Source organism: Rothia santali (assembly GCF_024199905.1).
GTDB classification, from domain to species: Bacteria; Actinomycetota; Actinomycetes; order Actinomycetales; family Micrococcaceae; genus Rothia; species Rothia santali.
The window spans coordinates 27,362-45,989 of record NZ_JANAFB010000007.1 but is presented as its reverse complement, the minus strand read 5'-3'; the positions used below and the strand labels follow the sequence as shown (position 1 = coordinate 45,989).

The following is an 18,628-nucleotide window of genomic DNA, read 5'->3' as shown; positions in this document are numbered from 1 at the left end:
AAACAACAACCCACCCCACCAGAGAACCCCAGCACAATCCGCGCCAGGACCCCCGATGGACGGGTATCTTCATGAAACAACCCCCACCACCACCCACCCTCGTTGACACGGGAGCAAGCACCGGCGGGTTTGTTGTCTCAAAACCCAACAGCATGCTTCGTTCATCCCAGCACCCCCCGCACCACGATTACCTCGCGGCACAGAGAAGGGCCTGAGTGCTTGTATTCCACCCATGAGCAAACCATCCGTGCAACACTCGTACACGAAAATGGCCAACTAGTGTTGTGCTCCTTAGAAAGGAGGTGATCCAGCCGCACCTTCCGGTACGGCTACCTTGTTACGACTTAGTCCCAATCGCCAGTCCCACCTTCGACGACTCCCTCCACAAGGGTTAGGCCATCGGCTTCGGGTGTTACCAACTTTCGTGACTTGACGGGCGGTGTGTACAAGGCCCGGGAACGTATTCACCGCAGCGTTGCTGATCTGCGATTACTAGCGACTCCGACTTCATGGGGTCGAGTTGCAGACCCCAATCCGAACTGAGACCGGCTTTTTGGGATTAGCTCCACCTCACAGTATCGCAACCCATTGTACCGGCCATTGTAGCATGCGTGAAGCCCAAGACATAAGGGGCATGATGATTTGACGTCATCCCCACCTTCCTCCGAGTTGACCCCGGCAGTCTCCTATGAGTCCCCACCATCACGTGCTGGCAACATAGAACGAGGGTTGCGCTCGTTGCGGGACTTAACCCAACATCTCACGACACGAGCTGACGACAACCATGCACCACCTGTACACCAGCCCCAAAGGGGAAACAACATCTCTGCTGCGATCCGGTGTATGTCAAGCCTTGGTAAGGTTCTTCGCGTTGCATCGAATTAATCCGCATGCTCCGCCGCTTGTGCGGGCCCCCGTCAATTCCTTTGAGTTTTAGCCTTGCGGCCGTACTCCCCAGGCGGGGCACTTAATGCGTTAGCTACGGCGCGGAAAACGTGGAATGTCCCCCACACCTAGTGCCCAACGTTTACGGCATGGACTACCAGGGTATCTAATCCTGTTCGCTCCCCATGCTTTCGCTCCTCAGCGTCAGTAACAGCCCAGAGACCTGCCTTCGCCATCGGTGTTCCTCCTGATATCTGCGCATTTCACCGCTACACCAGGAATTCCAGTCTCCCCTACTGCACTCTAGCCTGCCCGTACCCACTGCACACCCGGGGTTAAGCCCCGGGCTTTCACAGCAGACGCGACAAGCCGCCTACGAGCTCTTTACGCCCAATAATTCCGGACAACGCTTGCGCCCTACGTATTACCGCGGCTGCTGGCACGTAGTTAGCCGGCGCTTCTTCTGCAGGTACCGTCACTTTCGCTTCTTCCCTGCTGAAAGAGGTTTACAACCCGAAGGCCGTCATCCCTCACGCGGCGTCGCTGCATCAGGCTTGCGCCCATTGTGCAATATTCCCCACTGCTGCCTCCCGTAGGAGTCTGGGCCGTGTCTCAGTCCCAGTGTGGCCGGTCACCCTCTCAGGCCGGCTACCCGTCGTCGCCTTGGTGAGCCATTACCTCACCAACCAGCTGATAGGCCGTGAGCCCATCCAAGACCAGTACAGAACCCTTTCCACCCCCTCCCAGGCAGGAGGAAGTGAATATCCGGTATTAGACCCAGTTTCCCGGGCTTATCCCAGAGTCAAGGGAAGGTCACTCACGTATTACTCACCCGTTCGCCACTCATCCACCCCCAGCAAGCTGGGAGCTTCAGCGTTCGACTTGCATGTGTTAAGCACGCCGCCAGCGTTCGTCCTGAGCCAGGATCAAACTCTCCGTTGAAAAACAAAAAGCATGAATACCCTGGACTCAACATAAATAAACACGTCGATCACGGTTACGGGGTAACCGCAGACCGACGATCATTTGAATGCTGATAACCAAGAGGTTATTCACCAATAAATAAATTTGGTACAAGCATCAAATGAACAAAGCACACTATTGAGTTCTCAAACAACAAACCACTCGAACCCCGCACACCGAAACCACCCCGAGAAACCCTTCACAAAGAAGAAGGAAGCATCCCAAAAGATCATCGTCTCGATACCGGAGAACCGGTTGTCAATCCTACATCGTCACCATCATCGCGGCAACTTCTCAAGTCTACCAGACCCGATCCCCACCGTGCAAACCCGCCATCCGCACCCGCCCGATCCGGCACGACACCACCCCACCCAAGAAGCACCACGGCTTCCCAGCGAAACAGCACCACACCTGACCAGACAGACACCTTGACACAAGGCCCAGCACTTTTCAGATGAGAACCCGTGCCCACCCATCCCCCACACCACCTATTCCACGAGGGAAAAAGCTGCGGGAAACCGGTGAACACCAGATCCGATGTCGGCCCTTCGAAGCGTTTGCCCCGCGGCGACTCGTAGAACTCTACACACCACCCACCGGGCCCGCAACTCGGATAACCATGAAACAGATCACAGCTCTGAGCGACGCTTCGCCGGGACGCGAAAGGCCCGGAACCCCCAGGGGGATTCCGGGCCTTCCGCCGCCGCGGGGCTCTAGTCGCCGACCGTCACCACGGCCAGGTTCTTCTTCCCGCGCCGCAGGATCACGTACGCGCCGTGCAGCAGGTCCTCGGAACCGATCACGGCGTCCTCCCCCTGCACCTTGCGGTTGTTGACGGAGGCGCCACCCTCCTTGAGGGTGCGCCGGGCCGCCGACTTCGACTCGCACAGGCCGGTGGCCACCAGCAGGTCGACCAGCGAGAGGTCCTCCCCCTGGACCCGGGCGTGCGGCAGCTCCGCCGTCGCCGCGACCAGCGTCGGCTCGTCGAGCGCACCGAAGTCGCCGCGGCCGAAGAGCGCGTTGGACGCCTCGATGACGTTCTCCGTGGCCTCGACGCCGTGCACCAGCGAGCAGACGTCGTAGGCCAGCTGGCGCTGGGCCTCCCGCCGGAACGGCTCCTCCTCCGTGCGCCGCTGCAACTCGTCGATCTCGGCGCGGCTCTTGAAGGTGAAGACCTTGAGGCGGTCGACGACGTCGGCGTCGGCGGTGTTGAGCCAGAACTGGTAGAAGGCGTAGGGCGAGGTGAGCTCGGGGTCCAGCCAGACGGCGTTGCCCTCGGACTTGCCGAACTTGGTGCCGTCGGCGTTGGTGATCAGCGGCGTGCCGATCGCGTGGACATGGCGGCCCTCGACCTTGCGGACCAGCTCGGTCCCGGAGGTGAGGTTGCCCCACTGGTCCGAGCCGCCGGTCTGCAGGACGCAGTCGTACTGGCGGTAGAGCTCCAGGTAGTCGAGGCCCTGCAGGATCTGGTAGCTGAACTCCGTGTAGGAGATGCCCTCGTCCGAGTGGAGCCGCTTGGCCACGATCTCCTTCTTGACCATGGTGCCCACGCGGAAGTTCTTGCCGATCTCGCGCAGGAAGTCGATGGCCGAGAGCCCGCCGGTCCAGTCGAGGTTGTTGACCATGCGCGCGGCGTTCTCCCCCTCGAAGGAGAGGAAGCGCTGCACCTGGCCCCGCAGGGAATCGACCCACTCGGCCACGACCTCGCGGGAGTTCAGCGAGCGCTCCGACGTCTGGCGCGGGTCCCCGATCAGGCCGGTGGACCCGCCGACCAGCCCCAGCGGGCTGTGCCCCGCGAGCTGGAGCCGGCGCATCAGCAGCAGCTGGACCAGGTGCCCCAGGTGCAGGGAGGCGGCGGTGGGGTCGAATCCGCAGTAGTAAGTGATCCTCTGCTCGCTCAGGGTCCTCTCCAGCGCCTCGACGTCGGTCGAGACGTGGACCAGACCACGCCACTGCAGTTCCTGCCACACATTCGCAAAGCTCGGGTCGTTGGACTGCTCGTCGAGCCCGTGGACCGCTTCGATCACCTGATTCTCCGTCACGGGGTTCAGGCTATCACCCGCCGCTCCCCCGGCCCGGCGCATCACGCGCGCCCGTCCTCGGCCCACTCCTCCAGGCCGGCGGGCACCTCCTCGGCGCACACCATGGTGAGCCGCTGGGTCGGCCGGGTCATGCTCACGTACAGGTCGCCCACGACGCCGCGCGCCGCCCGGATCACCGACGCCGGCTCGGCGATGACCACGGCGTCGAACTCCAGGCCCTTGGCCTCCCACGGGGTGAGGACCAGGACCTGGCGCTCCAGGGCCGTCTCGCTGCTGCCGACCACCTCGCGGTGCGCCTCGGTCACCGCCCGGGCGACCGCGGCGTACTCCGGCTCGGCCGCGATCACGCCGATCAGCCCGCCGGCCACGATCGAGAGATCCTCGGCGACGCTGCGGGCCACCGCGGCCGCGACGTCGTCCGTACGGACCACCCGGGGAGCCCACTCCCCCTCGCGGACCGCGCGCGGCGCGGAGACCTCCAGCCCCGCGGCCCGCGCCATCGAGACCGCGGCCTCGGAGATCTGCGCGGGCGTGCGGTAGTTGACCGTCAGCTCGTCCAGCTGGAACCGTCCGCCCAGGAAGGGCTCCAGGGCCTCGTCCCAGCTCGCCGAGGCGGCCGCCGCGGAGGCCTGGGCGATGTCGCCCACGATCGTGAACGACTTCATGGGGCAGCGCCGCATCAGCAGCCGCCACTGCATGGGCGAGAGCTCCTGCGCCTCGTCGACCACCACGTGCCCGTAGGCCCACGTCCGGTCGGAGGTCGCCGCCTCGGCCGCGGTCATCCGCGCGGCGCCCGTCCGGTTCATCCCGGCCAGCATCTCGGCGGTCACGACGCCGTTGACGCCGAACTCCTCGAGCTGCGCGTCCACGTTCTCCAGCGCCTTGGTGGCGTTCTCCAGGTTCGCGGAGTGCTCGGCCGCCGCCCGGGCCGCGGCGTGACCGACCGCCGCCTCGAAGTCGCCCAGCAGCTCGGCGGCCTCGTCCAGCAGCGGCACGTCGGCCTCGGTGAACGGCGCGCCCGGCTCGCGCAGCATCGCCTCGACCTGCGCGTCCTCGAGCCAGGGCGCGGCCGAGGTCAGGTAGTGCCGCTTGCCGAACAGGTCCCCGACCAGCGTCTCGGCGCGCAGCGGCATCCACGCCAGGTTCAGCGCCACGCGCACGTCCCGCGACTGCCGCACGTCCTCGACCAGGTAGGGCCGGTCGGTGTCGTTGCCGCTGGACTCGTTGAGCTGCCGCTCCAGCTGGTCGGCGAGCTGGCCGACCAGGATCTTGACGAACGTCTCGCGCGCCTGGTTGTGAGGCTTGCCCGTGGCGCGGGCGCGGTCCCGGGCGTGCCGGACCTGCTGGGGGGTCAGCTCGACGGTCGAGGAGTCGACCCGCAGGCGCTGGGTCCGCTCCGGGACCTTCTGCCGGTCGGCGACCGCGCGCTTGACGACCTCCACCATGGCGAGCGAGCCCTTGAGCCGGGCGACGTCGACGTCGCGCTCCGCCACCGCGTGGATGCCCGGGTACAGCGTGGCCAGCGAGGACATGACGACGCCGGTCTCGCCCAGCGAGGGCAGCACCCGCTCGATGTACCACATGAACGACGTCGAGGGCCCCACCACCAGCACGCCGGACTTCTGCAGCCGCTCCCGGTTGGTGTAGAGCAGGTACGCCGCGCGGTGCAGGGCCACGGCGGTCTTGCCCGTGCCGGGCCCGCCCTGGACGACGTGGACGCCGGGCAGCTCGGAGCGGATGATCCGGTCCTGCTCGGCCTGGATCGTCGCCACGATGTCCCCCATGCGGCCCGTGCGCTTGCGGTTCAGGGCGGCCAGCAGCGCGCCCTCCCCGTGCAGGACCTCCTCGCCGTCCAGGAAGTCGGGGTCCAGCACGTCGTCCTCGATGTTGCGCAGGGTCCGGCGCTCCAGGATGAGGTGGCGGCGGCGCTGCACGCCCTGGCGGTCGAACGCCGTGGCCTGGTAGAAGGTGCCGGCCTCGGGGGCGCGCCAGTCGACCATGAGCCGCTCGTAGTCGGCGTCGGCCAGCCCGATGCGGCCGATGTAGCGGGTCGAGGCGTCGTCGAGGTCGAGGCGACCGAAGACCAGGCGGTGGTCCACGGCGTCGAGCTGGGCGAGGCGGTCCTCGTAGTGGGTCGCGTAGGCGTCCCGCTCGGAGCGGTTCTGGTGGCTGCCGCCCGGGGCGTCGCGGCGCACCTGGGCCAGCTTCTCGCGGGTCTCCTCGCGGACCACCTCCAGCCGGTCGTAGAGCCGGTCGACGTAGGCGCGCTCGTGGGCCAGGGCCTCCTCGAGCTGCCGCTCGCGGGTCTCCTGCTCGAGTCGCTGCTCGCTGTCCTCGAAGACGGCGCTGGAGGTGGTGTCGGCGATGTCAGACATGGGGTGTGCGTTCCTCTGTGACGAAGGTGAGGTGAGGGGGACGGTGGCGGGGCCTAGGCGGTGTACAGCGCGCTGACCCGCTGCCCCCGCAGGGTCTCGCGCCCGCCGAGCCCGTCGAGCTCCATGACGACGCCGATCCCGGCCACCGAGAGCTCCGCGCGCTCCATCAGGCGGGTGGTCGCCGCGAGGGTCCCGCCGGTCGCGAGCACGTCGTCCAGGATCAGGACGCGGCTGCCCGCGGGGACGTCGTCGCGGTGGATCTCCAGGGTCGCGGTCCCGTACTCGAGCTGGTAGGACTCCGCGTAGGTGTCCCGGGGCAGCTTGCCCTGCTTCCGCACCGGCATGACCCCGACGCCGGCGGCGTAGGCCGCGGCCGAGGCCAGGAGGAAGCCGCGCGCCTCGACGCCCGCGATCACGTCGTAGCTGCCCTCGAACTGCTGCAGCAGCGCGTCGATCGTCTCGCGGAACGCGGCCCCGTTGGCGAACAGCGGCGTGAGGTCGCGGAAGACGACGCCGGGCTCGGGGTAGTCGGGGATCACCGCGCAGACCCGCTCGATGGTACGGGCGACCGCGCGGTCCGCGGTGGGGGTGGAGGATTCGTGCATGGCTCGCTTCCGCTCTCGGCTGCGCAGGGGGTCCCCGGACGCAAAGTGCACACAATAGGGTACGCCACCGCGGGCCGGGCGAACAGTGCGGGGGTCACGCTTCGCGCACGGAGGAACGGGGTGGGAACGCGCCGGGGCCCGGCCCCCGCGTGGGAGGGCCGGGCCCCGGCGTCGGGCGCCGCGCGGCCTCAGTCGATCACGCGGGCGCGCTCGGCGAAGCGGCGGGGCTCCTGCAGCGCCGCCGTCAGGGCCTCCAGCTGGGCCGCCACTGCCTCCGGAGCCGTGCCGCCCTGCGAGGACCGCGAGCTCAGCGAGCCCTCGACCGTGAGGACCTCGCGCACGCCCGGGGTGAGGTGCTCGGAGATCGCGGCGTAGTCCTCGTCGCTCAGGTCCCACAGCTCGCAGCCGCGCTCCTCGCAGACCCGCACGGCGTCGCCCGCGAGCTCGTGGGCCACGCGGAACGGGACGCCCTGGCGGACGAGCCACTCGGCGACGTCGGTCGCGAGCGCGAAGCCCTGGGGCGCGAGCTCGGCCAGGCGCTCGGTGTGGAAGTCCAGCGTGTCGATCATGCCGGCCACGGCGGGCAGCAGCACCTCGAGCTGGTCGATCGCGTCGAAGATCGGCTCCTTGTCCTCCTGCAGGTCCCGGTTGTACGCCAGCGGGAGGGCCTTGAGCGTCGCGAGCAGCCCGGCGTGGTCGCCGATCAGCCGCCCCGCCTTGCCGCGGGCGAGCTCCGCGATGTCCGGGTTCTTCTTCTGCGGCATGATCGAGGAGCCGGTGGAGAAGGAGTCGTGGAGGGTGACGAAGGAGAACTCCTTGGTCGCCCACAGGATGACCTCCTCCGAGACGCGGGAGAGGTCCACGGCGATCATGGCGGTGATCCACGAGAACTCGGCGTAGACGTCGCGCCCGGCGGTGCCGTCGATCGAGTTGTGCACCGCGGAGTCGAAGCCGAGCTCGCGGGCCACGGCCACCGGGTCCAGCCCCAGCGAGGAGCCGGCGAGCGCGCCGGAGCCGTAGGGCGAGACCGCGGCGCGGCGGTCCCAGTCGGCCAGGCGGTCGAGGTCCCGGTACAGCGCCCAGGCGTGTGCCAGCAGGTGGTGGGAGAGCAGGACCGGCTGGGCGTGCTGCAGGTGCGTGCGGCCCGGCATGGGCGCGTAGGGGTGCCGCTGCGACTGGGCGATCAGGGCGTCGATGACCGCCAGCACGTCCTCGGCGATGTAGGAGGCGTGGTCGCGCAGGTACATGCGGCCCAGCGTCGCGATCTGGTCGTTGCGCGAGCGGCCCGCGCGCAGCTTGCCGCCCAGGTCCACGCCCGCGCGCTCGATCAGCCCGCGCTCGAGGGCGCCGTGCACGTCCTCGTCGGAGTCGGCCGGAGCGTAGGCGCCCGAGCGGACGTCGGCCTCGAGGCGGTCCAGGGCGGCGATCATGCCCTCGAGCTCGGCGTCGTCCAGCAGGGCCTTGGCGTGCAGCACGCGCGCGTGGGCGCGGGAGCCGGCGATGTCGTAGGGCGCGAGCCGCCAGTCGAACTGGGTGGACTTGCTGAGGGCCGCGAGCGCGTCGGACGGGCCGCCGGAGAAGCGGCCGCCCCAGAGGGCGCCCTCGTTGGTGCCGTGCTTGTCGTGTGAGGTCGCCACGTGTGGTGCCTTTCGTCGCGTGATGTGTCGGGGGCGGGCCGGCCGGCCGGGTCCGGCTCGCGGGACTGCGGCCCGCGCGGTGCCGGTCCGCCGATGCCCGGCCGGCGGGGGACGCTGCGGTCCCCCGCCGGCCGGGCATCGGGCGGGCTGGACCGTGGGTCAGCCCTGGAGGCGCTGGTCGCGGGCCGAGGCGACCTTGGAGGACATGCCGAACAGCTCGATGAAGCCGCGCGCCTGGGACTGGTCGAAGCTGTCCCCCTCGTCGTAGGTCGCGAGGTTGAAGTCGTAGAGCGAGGTGTTCGAGCGGCGGCCGGTCACGGTCGCCCGCCCGCCCTGCAGCTCCAGGCGGATCTCGCCGTTGACCATCTGCTGGGTGTCGGCGATGAAGGAGTCCAGCGAGCGCTTGAGCGGCGAGAACCACTGGCCGTCGTAGACCAGCTCGGTCCAGCGCTGGCCCACGGTCTTCTTGAACCGGGCCTGCTCCCGCTCGACCGTGACGTTCTCCAGCTCCCGGTGCGCGGCGATCAGCGCCATCGCGCCCGGGGCCTCGTAGATCTCGCGGGACTTGATGCCCACGAGCCGGTCCTCGACGATGTCGATGCGCCCGACGCCGTGCGCCCCGGCCCGGCGGTTCATGATCTGGATGGCCTCGAGCGGCGTCACGGCCTCGCCGTCGATCGCCACGGGGATCCCGCGCTCGAACGAGATCACGACCTCGTCGGCGGGCGGCGGGAAGGTCGGGTCGTCGGTGTAGTCGTAGACGTCCTTGGTGGGCCCGTTCCAGATGTCCTCGAGGTAGCCGGTCTCGACGGCGCGGCCCCACACGTTCTGGTCGATGGAGAACGGGTTCTTCTTGGTGGTGACGATCGGCAGGTTGTTGGCCTCCGCGTAGCCGATGGCCTTCTCGCGGGTCAGGGCGAGGTCGCGGACCGGTGCGATGCACTTCAGGTCCGGGCCGAGGGTCTGGATGCCGACCTCGAAGCGGACCTGGTCGTTGCCCTTGCCGGTGCAGCCGTGGGCCACGGTGGTCGCGCCGAACTCCTGCGCGGCCTTGACCAGGTGCTTGACGATCACGGGCCGGGAGACCGCGGAGACCAGCGGGTAGGAGTCCATGTAGAGGGCGTTGGCCTGCAGCGCGGGCATGCAGTACTCCTCCGCGAACTCGTCGCGGGCGTCGGCCACGTAGGCCTCGACGGCGCCGCAGTCGAGGGCGCGCTGGCGGATGGTCTCGAGGTCCTCGCCGCCCTGTCCGACGTCGACGGCGACGGCGATGACCTCGGCGCCGGTGGCCTCGCCGATCCAGCCGATGGCCACGGAGGTGTCGAGCCCTCCCGAGTATGCGAGCACGATGCGTTCCGTCATGGACGAAGCCTTTCTCCTCCGCGCCGGCCGGAGCCGACGCACAACACGTTCATGCATGACTATACATGCTGAATATTATTTATTCACGCCGGGGCGGCCTCTCGCGGAGTTAGTGACGTCACATCCCGGGTCGCCTCCACTGTACTGCGCCGAGGGGCCTCCTGAGCGCACGACGTCGCGCGCCCGGCCCGTCCCCGCGGACCCCGGCATGGCGCGGCCCCCATCGGACGACGCGCGGCCGGCCGGCCACCCACATTCAGGGGGGGGGTAAAGCCGGACTCATGGGTTATTATGAGTGACTAACAATTACGAAAGGACGCGCGATGACACAGGACCCCGGCGGCACCCCCGCCCACGACGAGGCGCCCGAGCTGGACGACCGCGAGATCGAGGCGCTGAACGCCGTCTTCGACCTCGCCCGCGAGGGGCACACGGCGGACCTCGAGGCCCTGCTGGACCAGGGGCTGCCGGTCAACCTCACCAACTCCAAGGGGGACACCCTGCTGATCCTGGCGGCCTACCGTCAGCAGCCCGACGTCGTGCGCGCGCTCCTGCGCCGCGGCGCCGATACCGACCGCCTCAACGACCGCGGCCAGACGGCCCTGGCCAGCGCGGTCTTCCGGGACAACGCACCGATCGCGCGCCTGCTCATCGAGGCCGGGGCCGACCCCTCGCTCGGGGCCCAGACCCCGGCCGCGATCGCCGCGTTCTTCGGGCTGGAGGAGATGGCCGCGCTGCTGGCCGAGCACGGCATCCGATAAGGCGAGCCTCTCGCCGGCGGCGCGCTAGGCCGACCACTCCAGGAACGTGCGCGCGAGCGCCTCGCCGCCGTCCGGCGTGCGCGAGACGACCATCACCGTGTCGTCGCCGGCGATCGTGCCGATCGCCTCGGGGATGCTGGTGTGGTCCAGCGCGGAGGCCAGGAACTGCGCCGCCCCCGCCGGGGTCCGCAGCATCACGATGTTCCCGCTGGCCTCGGCCGTGATCAGCAGGTCCCGGAACAGGCTCGTCAGCTTGTCGGCGGGCTCGTGCGCGCGGGAGACCTCCGCGCCGCGCACGGCGTAGACCAGGACGCCGTCGGCCCCGCGCATGCGCTCCGCGCCGATCTCCACCAGGTCCCGGGACAGGGTCGCCTGGGTGACCTGGATGCCGTCGGCCGCGAGGTGCTCGGCGAGCTCCGACTGCGAGCGGATGCGGTGCTCCTCCAGCAGGTCCACGATCCTCCCCTGCCGGGCCGCCTTGGTCGAGGGGAAGGCCATCACGCCGCCTCCGTCGCCGAGGCCCCGACCAGCCACGCCATGAGCGCCTTCTGCGCGTGCAGGCGGTTCTCCGCCTCGTCCCACACCGCCGAGGCGGGGCCGTCGATCACCTCGGCGGTCACCTCGTACCCGCGGTAGGCGGGGAGGCAGTGGAGGAAGATCGCGTCGTCGGCCGCCCGGGCCATCGCGGCCGCGTCCACGCGGTAGCCGGCGAAGGTCTCCAGGCGCTCCTGCTTCTCGTCCTCCTGGCCCATGGAGACCCAGGTGTCGGTGACGACGACGTCGGCCCCCTCCACCGCGGCCGCGGGGTCGGTCAGGACCTCGACCGAGCCGCCGGTCTCGGCCGCGCGCTCGCGGGCCGCCTCCACGACGTCGGGCCGGGGCAGGTGCCCCTCCGGGCCGGCGACCCGCACGTGCATGCCGGCCGTCGCCCCGCCCAGGAGGTAGGAGTGCGCCATGTTGTTGGCGGCGTCGCCGAGGTAGGCCATGGTCAGCCCGGCCAGGCTCCCCCGCCGCTCGAGGACGGTAAGCAGATCCGCGAGGATCTGGCAGGGGTGGTAGTCGTCGGACAGGGCGTTGACCACCGGGACGCGGCTGTGCTCGGCCATCTCCTCGAGCCCGCTCTGGGCGTAGGTGCGCCACACGATGGTGGAGACCATGCGCGAGATGACGCGGGAGGTGTCGGCGATCGACTCCTTGTGGCCCAGCTGCGCCTCCCCGGGGTTGACGATCAGCGGCGAGCCGCCCAGCGCCGAGACCCCGGCGGCGAAGGAGAACCGGGTGCGGGTGGAGGTCTTGTCGAAGACGACGGCGACCGTCTGCGGCCCCTCGAAGGGCCGGCGCGCGTACGGCTCCCGCTTCATCGCGCGGGCGAGCTCCAGGACCTCCGCCTGCTCGGCGGGGCTCAGGTCGGTGTCGACCAGGAAGTGGCGGACCATGGGGATCTCCTCGGATCGTGTGTGTCGGTGCGGGGCGGGACGGAGCCCGGGCGGTGCGTGGCGGGGCGCGGGCAGGGTCAGCCCGCGGCGCGCTCCCGCGCGGCGGTCAGCAGCCCGGGCAGGGCGGCCACGAACTCGTCGGCCTCCGCCCGGGTCAGGATCAGGGGCGGGGCGAGCCGGACGGTGCCGGGACCGGTCGCGTTGACGATGAACCCGCCCTCGCGGGCCGCCGCGACCAGGGCGGGGGCCAGCCCGGAGGCCTCCCCGTCGAGCAGGTCGAAGGCGATGAGCAGCCCGCGCCCGCGGACCTCCCCCACGCCCTCGACGCCGGCCAGGGCCGCGCGCAGGTGCTCCCCGACCTCCACCGCGTGGGCCATCAGGCCCTCCTCGCGGATGGTGCGGACGGTGGCCAGCCCGGCGGCCATGGCCAGCGGGTTCCCTCCGAAGGTCGTGCCGTGGTTGCCGGCCGTCAGCACGCCGGTGGCCTCAGGGGTCAGGGTCAGCATGGCCCCGATCGGGAAGCCACCGCCCAGGCCCTTGGCGAGGGTCACGACGTCGGGCGCCTCGTCCCCGCGCAGGCTGCGCAGGGACTCGAGCCAGAGCCCGGTGCGCCCCATCCCCGTCTGCACCTCGTCGACCACGAGCAGCGCGCCGCGCTCCCGGGTGCCGCGGCGGGCCGCGCGGAGGAACTCCTCGCTCAGGGGGATGACGCCGGCCTCGCCCTGGATCGGCTCGAGGATGACGCCGGCGACGTCGTCGCCCAGGGCCGCCTCGAGCGCCTCGAGGGTCGGCTCGATGAACTCGACGCCGGCCGGCAGCGGCTCGAAGGGCGCCCGGTAGGCCTCCTTCCAGGTGGCCGCGAGCGCGCCCGCGCTGCGGCCGTGGAAGGCGTTGCGCAGGGCGAGGATCCGGTGGCGCCGGGGCTCGCCCGCGTTGCCGTGGGCCCGGATCAGCTTCAGGGCCGCCTCGTTGGCCTCCGTGCCGGAGTTGGTGAAGAAGACCTTGCCGCCGGCCGGGGACTCGGCAATCTCGAGCAGCTCGGCCGCGAGCCGCACCTGCTGGGGGCTGGTGAAGAAGTTGGAGACGTGGCTCAGCCGGGCGGCCTGCTCGGCGATCGCCGCGACCCACGCGGGGTGCGAGTAGCCCAGGGAGTTGACGGCGATGCCGGCCAGCAGGTCCAGGTACTCGGTGCCGTCGGCGTCGGTGACGCGGCAGCCCGACCCCTCGACCAGGACCAGCGAGGGGTCCCCGAAGACGCCGAGCAGGTCCCGGCGGTAGTCCGCCAGGAGCCCGGCCTGGCCGGCGGGCGCGACGGCGGACGGTGCCGCCCCCGCGTCCGGGTGCTCCGCGCTCGTCCCCGCCGGCCCGGACGCGGCCTGGGCGCCGTCCTGCGTCGCTGCGTGCTGGTTCACGAGGCCTCCTCGGTGTTTCCTGAGCGGGTCCATCAGGACGAAGTCGGCTAGCGGCCGGGCGGCCCGGGCCTCCCCCGTGACCTGGGTGCCGATGCCGGAGTCGGTGAAGATCTCCAGCAGCGGCGAGTGCGCGAGGCGGCCGTCCACGATCGCCGCGGTCGGCACGCCGTTCTCCACGGCGGCGAGGCACGCCCCCATCTTGGGGATCATGCCCGAGGACAGGCCGGGCAGCAGGCCCCGCAGCTCCTCCGTGGACAGGGAGCTGATCAGCGAGGACGGGTCCGGCCAGTCGGCGTAGAGGCCCTCGACGTCGGTCAGCATCACCAGCTTCTCGGCCCCGATGGCCGCCGCCACCGCCGCCGCCGCGGTGTCCGCGTTGACGTTGAGGACCTCGCCGGTCAGCGTGTCGGCGGGCTTGCCGGCGGCCCGCGCGGCGTCGCGGTCCATGATCTCCGGCGCGATCGAGGAGATCACGGGGATCTTGCCGGCCTCGATCATCGAGGTGATCGCGGTGGTGTTGACCCCCACGACCTCGCCGACCAGGCCGAGGTCGGTCTCCTCGCCGTCGACCACCGTGGTGATCCGCCGGGCCCTCAGCAGGCCGCCGTCCTCGCCGGACATGCCGACGGCGTGCGGCCCGTGCTGGTTGATCAGGCCCACCAGCTCGCGGGCCACCTGGCCGGTCAGCACCATGCGCACCACGTCCATGGCCTCGCGCGTGGTGTAGCGCAGGCCGCCGCGGAACTCGGAGAAGATCCCGAGCTTGTCCAGCATCGCGGAGATCTGCGGCCCGCCGCCGTGGACCACGACCGGCCGGATCCCCACCGAGCGGAGGAACACCATGTCCTCGGCGAAGGCCGCGCGCAGCTCGTCGTTGATCATCGCGTTGCCGCCGTACTTGAAGACCATGATCCGGCCCGCGTACTGCTGGATCCAGGGCAGGGCCTCCATGAGGGTCCCCGCCTTGTCCTGGGCCACGACGTAGCGCGCCAGGGAACTCGATTCGGGCATCGTCATCTCCTAGCTCGAGTACGCCGAGTTCTCTTCGACGTAGTCGTGGGTCAGGTCGTTGGTCCAGACGGTCGCGCGCGCGGCACCCGCCCTGAGGTCGATCGCGATCTCGACGCGGCGGTCCCCGGCGAGGTCCACCAGCGAGCGGTCCTCGCCGATCGCCCCGCCGCGGCAGATCGTGACGCCGTTGATGCTCACGTCCACCCGCTCGGGCTCGTAGTCCGCGCGCGTCGTGCCGACCTCGGCGAGGATCCGGCCCCAGTTGGGGTCGTTGCCGAAGATCGCGGTCTTGACCAGGTTGGAGCGGGAGACCGCCCGCGAGACCTCGAGGGCCTGGCCCTCGGTCGCGGCGTTGACGGTGGTGACGTGGACGTCGTGGCTCGCGCCCTCGGCGTCGCCGATCAGCTGCAGGGCCAGCGAGACGCAGACCTGCCGCAGGGCCTCCTCGAAGCGCCCGCGCTCCGGGGTGACGCCGCTCGCGCCCGAGGCCAGCAGCGCCACGGTGTCGTTGGTGGACATGCAGCCGTCGGAGTCGGCGCGGTCGAAGCTGTAGGCGGTGGCCGTGCGCAGGGCGGCGTCGAGGTCCTCGGCCGGCAGCGAGGCGTCGGTGGTCAGCACCACCAGCATCGTGGCCAGGCCCGGGGCGAGCATGCCCGCGCCCTTGGCGATGCCGCCGACCGCGACCGGACCCTCCTCGGTCTCCAGCACGACCGAGGCCCGCTTGGGCACGGTGTCGGTGGTCATGATCGCCTCGGCCGCGGCCCGGTCCGCCTCCGCGCCGGAGGCCAGCGAGGACGCCGCCTCGCGCACGCCGGCGGAGACCCGGTCCATGGGCAGCTGCACGCCGATCAGCCCGGTCGAGCAGACCAGCACGTCGCCCGCGGCCGCGTGCAGCAGCTCGCCGACCTCCTCGGCCGTGCGGTGCGCGTTCTGGAACCCCTCCGGGCCGGTGCAGGCGTTGGCCCCTCCGGAGTTGAGCACGACGGCGTCCACCCGCCCGTCGGACACGACCTGCCGGGACCACTCGACCGGCGCCGCGGCGAAGCGGTTGCTCGTGAACACGGCCGCGGCGGTGAACTCCGGGCCGAGGTTGTGGATCAGCGCGACGTCGCGCCCCCCGCTGGCCTTCAGACCCGCCTCGACGCCGGCGTACTCGAACCCGGCCGCGGCGGCCAGGCCGGCGCCGGTCTCGACGGGCAGGGTGATCTCCTGGGGGTCTGCGGTCATGGCGCGAGTCCTTCCGTGGTGAGGCCGGTGGTCTCCGGCAGGCCGAGGGCCAGGTTCATGGACTGGATGGCCCCGCCGGCGGTGCCCTTGGCGAGGTTGTCGATCGCGCAGGTCACGATCGCGCGCCCCACGTGCTCGTCGAGCGCGAGCTGCAGCTCGGCGTGGTTGGAGCCCTGGACCGACTTGGTCGCGGGCCAGCGGCCCTCGGGCAGCAGGTGGACGAAGGGCTCGGCGTCGTAGGCCCGCTCCCAGGCCGCGCGCAGCTCGGCCGCCCCGACCCCGGGGGCGACCCGGGCCGTGGCCGTGGTGAGGATGCCGCGGGGCATCGGCGCCAGCGTCGGGGTGAAGCTGACCGAGACCGGCCGCCCGGCCGCGCCGGAGAGGCCCTGCTCCATCTCGGGGATGTGCCGGTGCACGCCGCCGACGCCGTAGGGGCTCATGCTGGACATCGCCTCGGCGCCCAGCAGGTGCGGCTTGAGCGACTTCCCCGCCCCGGAGAGTCCCGAGGCGGCGACGATCACGACGTCGTCGGGCTCCAGCAGGCCCGCGGCGAACCCGGGGGCGAGCGCGAGCTGGGCGCTGGTCGGGTAGCAGCCGGGCACCGCGACGCGCCGGACGCCCCGCAGGGCCTCCCGCTGCTTGGCCCCGTCGGGCGAGATGAGGAGCTCGGGCAGCCCGTAGGGCCAGCTACCGGCGTACCCCTCGCCGTAGAACCGCTCCCACGCGGCCTGGTCGGTCAGGCGGTGGTCCGCCCCGGCGTCGATCACCAGGGTGCCCTCGGGCAGCTGCGCCGCGATCTCGCCGCTGGCGCCGTGCGGGAGGGCGAGGAAGACGACGTCGTGCCCGGCCAGGCTCTCCGCGGTGGTCTCGCGGACCTCGAGGTGCGCGAGGGATCGCAGGTGCGGCGCCGCCTCGCCGAGCGGGCGCCCGGCCGAGGAGTGGGCCGTGACCGTGCGCACCTCGGCCTCGGGGTGCTGGGCCAGGAGGCGGAGGACCTCGCCGCCGGCGTAGCCGGTGGCTCCGGAGACTGCTACCGAAAAGCTCATGGAGTCACTCTACCGCAGTTTTATACAATCCGCTAAATATTTATGCATCCCGGCGCGCGCCTCCCCGCCGCCCTACGATGGGACGTGGAACACGGCACCGACCGGGAGAGGACCCCATGACCGAGCAGCGCAGCACCCCGCAGTCCATGACCGCCGTCCAGGCGCCCGCCGCGGGCGGGCCGGACGTCCTCGAGGCCCGCGAGGTGCCCGTGCCCCGCCCCGGCCGCGGGCAGGTCCTCGTCCGCACCGAGGCCGTCGGGGTCAACTTCATCGAGACCTACCAGCGCTCCGGGGTGTACGACGTCGAGTACCCCTTCACCCCCGGCGCCGAGGCCGTGGGCGTGGTCGAGGAGCTCGGCGAGGGCGTCGCGGAGCTCTCGGTCGGCGACCGCGTGGTCACGGCCCAGGCGAGCGCCGCCTACGCCGAGCACTTCCTGGTCGACGCCGCGCGCGCCGTCCGCGCCCCCGAGGGGCTCGACCCCCGGACCCTCGCCTGCCTCCCGCTGCAGGGCGTCACGGCCCACTACCTGGTGCGGTCCACCTATGAGGTCTCCCGGGGCGAGACGGTGCTCTTCCACGCGGGCGCGGGCGGCGTCGGCGGCCTGGCGATCCAGCTGCTCAAGGGGCTCGGCGCCACGGTCATCGCCACCGTCTCGACCGACGAGAAGGAGCGGATCGCGCGCGGGCACGGCGCGGACCACGTCCTGCGCTACGAGGGCTTCGGCGCCCGGGTCCGGGAGATCACGGAGGGGCGCGGCGTCGACGTCGTGTACGACTCGGTCGGCAAGGACACCTTCGAGGAGTCGCTGGGGACCCTGCGGCCGCGCGGCATGGCCGTGCTGTTCGGCGGCGCCAGCGGGCAGGTGCCGCCCTTCGACCTCCAGCGGCTCAACGCGCTGGGCTCCCTCTACGTCACCCGCCCCTCGATCGGCGCGTACCTGCGCACGCGGGACGAGCTCGAGTGGCGCATGCGCGAGCTGTTCGACGCCGTCGCCGAGGGCCGGCTGAAGGTCAGCCTCGACACGGAGTTCCCGCTGGCCGAGGCCGCGCGGGCACACCGCTACCTCGAGGACCGGCGGACGCGGGGCAAGGTCCTGCTCATCCCGTGACCGGGACCGGGCGTAACCGGGTCCGGCCTTGACCGGGAGCGGCCCCGGGTCAGGCCGTGACCGGGCCCGGGACCGGCCGGCTCGTGACCGGGACCGGCCCCGGGTCGGCTCGGCTCAGCGCACGCCCTCCTCGCGGCGCACGCGGCGCACGCAGTACACGGTCCCGGCCGTGCCCGCCGCGAAGGCGAGGACGCCGCCGCCCACCAGCAGCCAGCCGTTGCGCCGCTGGTCCGCGATGCCCGCGCTCGTGATCGGCGACATCGAGCCGGCCTCGGTCGTGCGGACCACGCGCAGCGTCCCGTCGTCCACGGCCAGCAGCGCGTCGACCTCCCGCGGGAAGTCGTCCGACTGCCCGCCGGTCTGGGTCCCCCGGAACTGCACCTGCTGGCCGGGCTGGGCCGGCGCCGGATCGCTCAGGCCGTTGTCGAAGGGCTGGTAGCCCACGTTGGAGTCGTCCGGCAGCGAGCCGGAGTAGACGCCGTTGTAGGTCTGCATCTGCAGGTCGTGGGTGAGGTCGGAGTAGGTGCCGGTGATGACCCAGGAGTGGCCCACGAAGGGCTGGTTCTCCCCCGCCGCCTGGACCGTGCGCATGCCCGTCACGAGGAGGAAGCCGGTCAGCAGCAGCGCGACGGCCACGACCAGGACGCAGATCCACCGCCAGGGCGACCTTCGGTAGGGCACCCGGCCGGTCTGCTCGTCGTCCTCGTCGAAACCGAAGAACTGCTCGCTCACCGTACTTCCTCCTCCTGGTGGGTGC

At 70.9% G+C, this 18,628-nt stretch carries 13 protein-coding genes, 1 rRNA gene and 1 pseudogene; 2 read left to right on the top strand and 13 right to left on the bottom strand.

The genetic code is table 11. The features are described 5' to 3' along the window. Positions 1–295: 295 nt before the first annotated feature. The 6 genes from NBM05_RS04360 to NBM05_RS04335 form a co-directional block, all read right to left on the bottom strand. Positions 296–1,827 (bottom strand): 16S ribosomal RNA (locus NBM05_RS04360). A gap of 734 nt (positions 1,828–2,561) precedes the next feature. Next, positions 2,562–3,890 carry a tyrosine--tRNA ligase gene (gene tyrS, locus NBM05_RS04355; RefSeq protein WP_373689285.1) on the bottom strand — a complete coding sequence of 443 codons (1,329 nt, stop codon included), beginning with the start codon at positions 3,888–3,890 and terminating at the stop codon, positions 2,562–2,564. Positions 3,891–3,931: 41 nt separating this feature from the next. Further along, complete coding sequence (locus NBM05_RS04350) at positions 3,932–6,265, bottom strand: HelD family protein (RefSeq protein WP_254165387.1); 2,334 nt, start codon at positions 6,263–6,265, stop codon at positions 3,932–3,934. Between the two features lie 53 nt (positions 6,266–6,318). Further along, complete coding sequence (locus NBM05_RS04345; RefSeq protein ID WP_254165385.1) at positions 6,319–6,870, bottom strand: adenine phosphoribosyltransferase; 552 nt, start codon at positions 6,868–6,870, stop codon at positions 6,319–6,321. Between the two features lie 188 nt (positions 6,871–7,058). After that, entirely contained in the window at positions 7,059–8,507 is a 1,449-nt protein-coding gene (gene argH, locus NBM05_RS04340; RefSeq protein ID WP_254165383.1) for an argininosuccinate lyase, read from the bottom strand. A gap of 159 nt (positions 8,508–8,666) precedes the next feature. Then, positions 8,667–9,869, bottom strand: a complete 1,203-nt coding sequence (locus NBM05_RS04335; RefSeq protein ID WP_254165381.1) for an argininosuccinate synthase — start codon at positions 9,867–9,869, stop codon at positions 8,667–8,669. Between the two features lie 323 nt (positions 9,870–10,192). Here NBM05_RS04335 and NBM05_RS04330 point away from each other — a divergent pair, with 323 nt between their 5' ends. Further along, positions 10,193–10,630 (top strand): ankyrin repeat domain-containing protein, encoded by a 438-nt coding sequence (locus NBM05_RS04330; protein ID WP_254165379.1) that lies wholly within the window; start codon positions 10,193–10,195, stop codon positions 10,628–10,630. Between the two features lie 24 nt (positions 10,631–10,654). Here NBM05_RS04330 and NBM05_RS04325 read toward each other — a convergent pair whose 3' ends face one another. The 6 genes and pseudogenes from NBM05_RS04325 to argC all read right to left on the bottom strand — a co-directional run bounded on the left by NBM05_RS04325 (position 10,655) and on the right by argC (position 16,762). Continuing rightward, positions 10,655–11,128, bottom strand: coding sequence for an arginine repressor (locus tag NBM05_RS04325; protein ID WP_254165377.1), 474 nt, complete (start codon positions 11,126–11,128; stop codon positions 10,655–10,657). Then, the gene (gene argF / locus NBM05_RS04320) at positions 11,128–12,066 is read right to left on the bottom strand and encodes an ornithine carbamoyltransferase (protein ID WP_254165375.1); all 939 of its coding nucleotides are present in this window, start codon (positions 12,064–12,066) and stop codon (positions 11,128–11,130) included. Before argF ends, NBM05_RS04325 begins: the two co-directional genes overlap by 1 nt. Positions 12,067–12,143: 77 nt before the next feature. Then, positions 12,144–13,511 (bottom strand): acetylornithine transaminase, encoded by a 1,368-nt coding sequence (locus NBM05_RS04315; RefSeq protein WP_302183692.1) that lies wholly within the window; start codon positions 13,509–13,511, stop codon positions 12,144–12,146. Between the two features lie 45 nt (positions 13,512–13,556). Further along, positions 13,557–14,489, bottom strand: a pseudogene (gene argB / locus NBM05_RS04310) (acetylglutamate kinase); the annotation flags it as partial. Positions 14,490–14,498: 9 nt separating this feature from the next. Continuing rightward, positions 14,499–15,716 carry a bifunctional glutamate N-acetyltransferase/amino-acid acetyltransferase ArgJ gene (gene argJ / locus NBM05_RS04305; protein WP_254165373.1) on the bottom strand — a complete coding sequence of 406 codons (1,218 nt, stop codon included), beginning with the start codon at positions 15,714–15,716 and terminating at the stop codon, positions 14,499–14,501. After that, complete coding sequence (argC, locus tag NBM05_RS04300; protein ID WP_254165371.1) at positions 15,713–16,762, bottom strand: N-acetyl-gamma-glutamyl-phosphate reductase; 1,050 nt, start codon at positions 16,760–16,762, stop codon at positions 15,713–15,715. The genes argJ and argC overlap by 4 nt, the downstream gene beginning before the upstream one ends. Positions 16,763–16,878: 116 nt before the next feature. On the opposite strand from argC, the gene NBM05_RS04295 reads away from it, so the two are divergent. Next, the gene (locus NBM05_RS04295; RefSeq protein WP_373689284.1) at positions 16,879–17,871 is read left to right on the top strand and encodes a quinone oxidoreductase family protein; all 993 of its coding nucleotides are present in this window, start codon (positions 16,879–16,881) and stop codon (positions 17,869–17,871) included. A 114-nt stretch (positions 17,872–17,985) separates the two neighbouring features. On the opposite strand, the gene NBM05_RS04290 is transcribed toward NBM05_RS04295, so the two are convergent. Beyond that, positions 17,986–18,603 carry a hypothetical protein gene (locus tag NBM05_RS04290; protein WP_254165369.1) on the bottom strand — a complete coding sequence of 206 codons (618 nt, stop codon included), beginning with the start codon at positions 18,601–18,603 and terminating at the stop codon, positions 17,986–17,988. Positions 18,604–18,628 lie beyond the last annotated feature (25 nt).

What these genes read in the sequence shown, in the direction of transcription:
- NBM05_RS04350 (WP_254165387.1), bottom strand. Translation starts at nt 6,265, where the DNA reads ATGTCTGACATCGCCGACACCACCTCCAGCGCCGTCTTCGAGGACAGC.
- NBM05_RS04345 (WP_254165385.1), bottom strand. Translation starts at nt 6,870, where the DNA reads ATGCACGAATCCTCCACCCCCACCGCGGACCGCGCGGTCGCCCGTACC.
- NBM05_RS04335 (WP_254165381.1), bottom strand. Translation starts at nt 9,869, where the DNA reads ATGACGGAACGCATCGTGCTCGCATACTCGGGAGGGCTCGACACCTCC.
- NBM05_RS04330 (WP_254165379.1), top strand. Translation starts at nt 10,193, where the DNA reads ATGACACAGGACCCCGGCGGCACCCCCGCCCACGACGAGGCGCCCGAG.
- NBM05_RS04325 (WP_254165377.1), bottom strand. Translation starts at nt 11,128, where the DNA reads ATGGCCTTCCCCTCGACCAAGGCGGCCCGGCAGGGGAGGATCGTGGAC.
- argF (WP_254165375.1), bottom strand. Translation starts at nt 12,066, where the DNA reads ATGGTCCGCCACTTCCTGGTCGACACCGACCTGAGCCCCGCCGAGCAG.
- NBM05_RS04315 (WP_302183692.1), bottom strand. Translation starts at nt 13,511, where the DNA reads ATGGACCCGCTCAGGAAACACCGAGGAGGCCTCGTGAACCAGCACGCA.
- argJ (WP_254165373.1), bottom strand. Translation starts at nt 15,716, where the DNA reads ATGACCGCAGACCCCCAGGAGATCACCCTGCCCGTCGAGACCGGCGCC.
- argC (WP_254165371.1), bottom strand. Translation starts at nt 16,762, where the DNA reads ATGAGCTTTTCGGTAGCAGTCTCCGGAGCCACCGGCTACGCCGGCGGC.
- NBM05_RS04295 (WP_373689284.1), top strand. Translation starts at nt 16,879, where the DNA reads ATGACCGAGCAGCGCAGCACCCCGCAGTCCATGACCGCCGTCCAGGCG.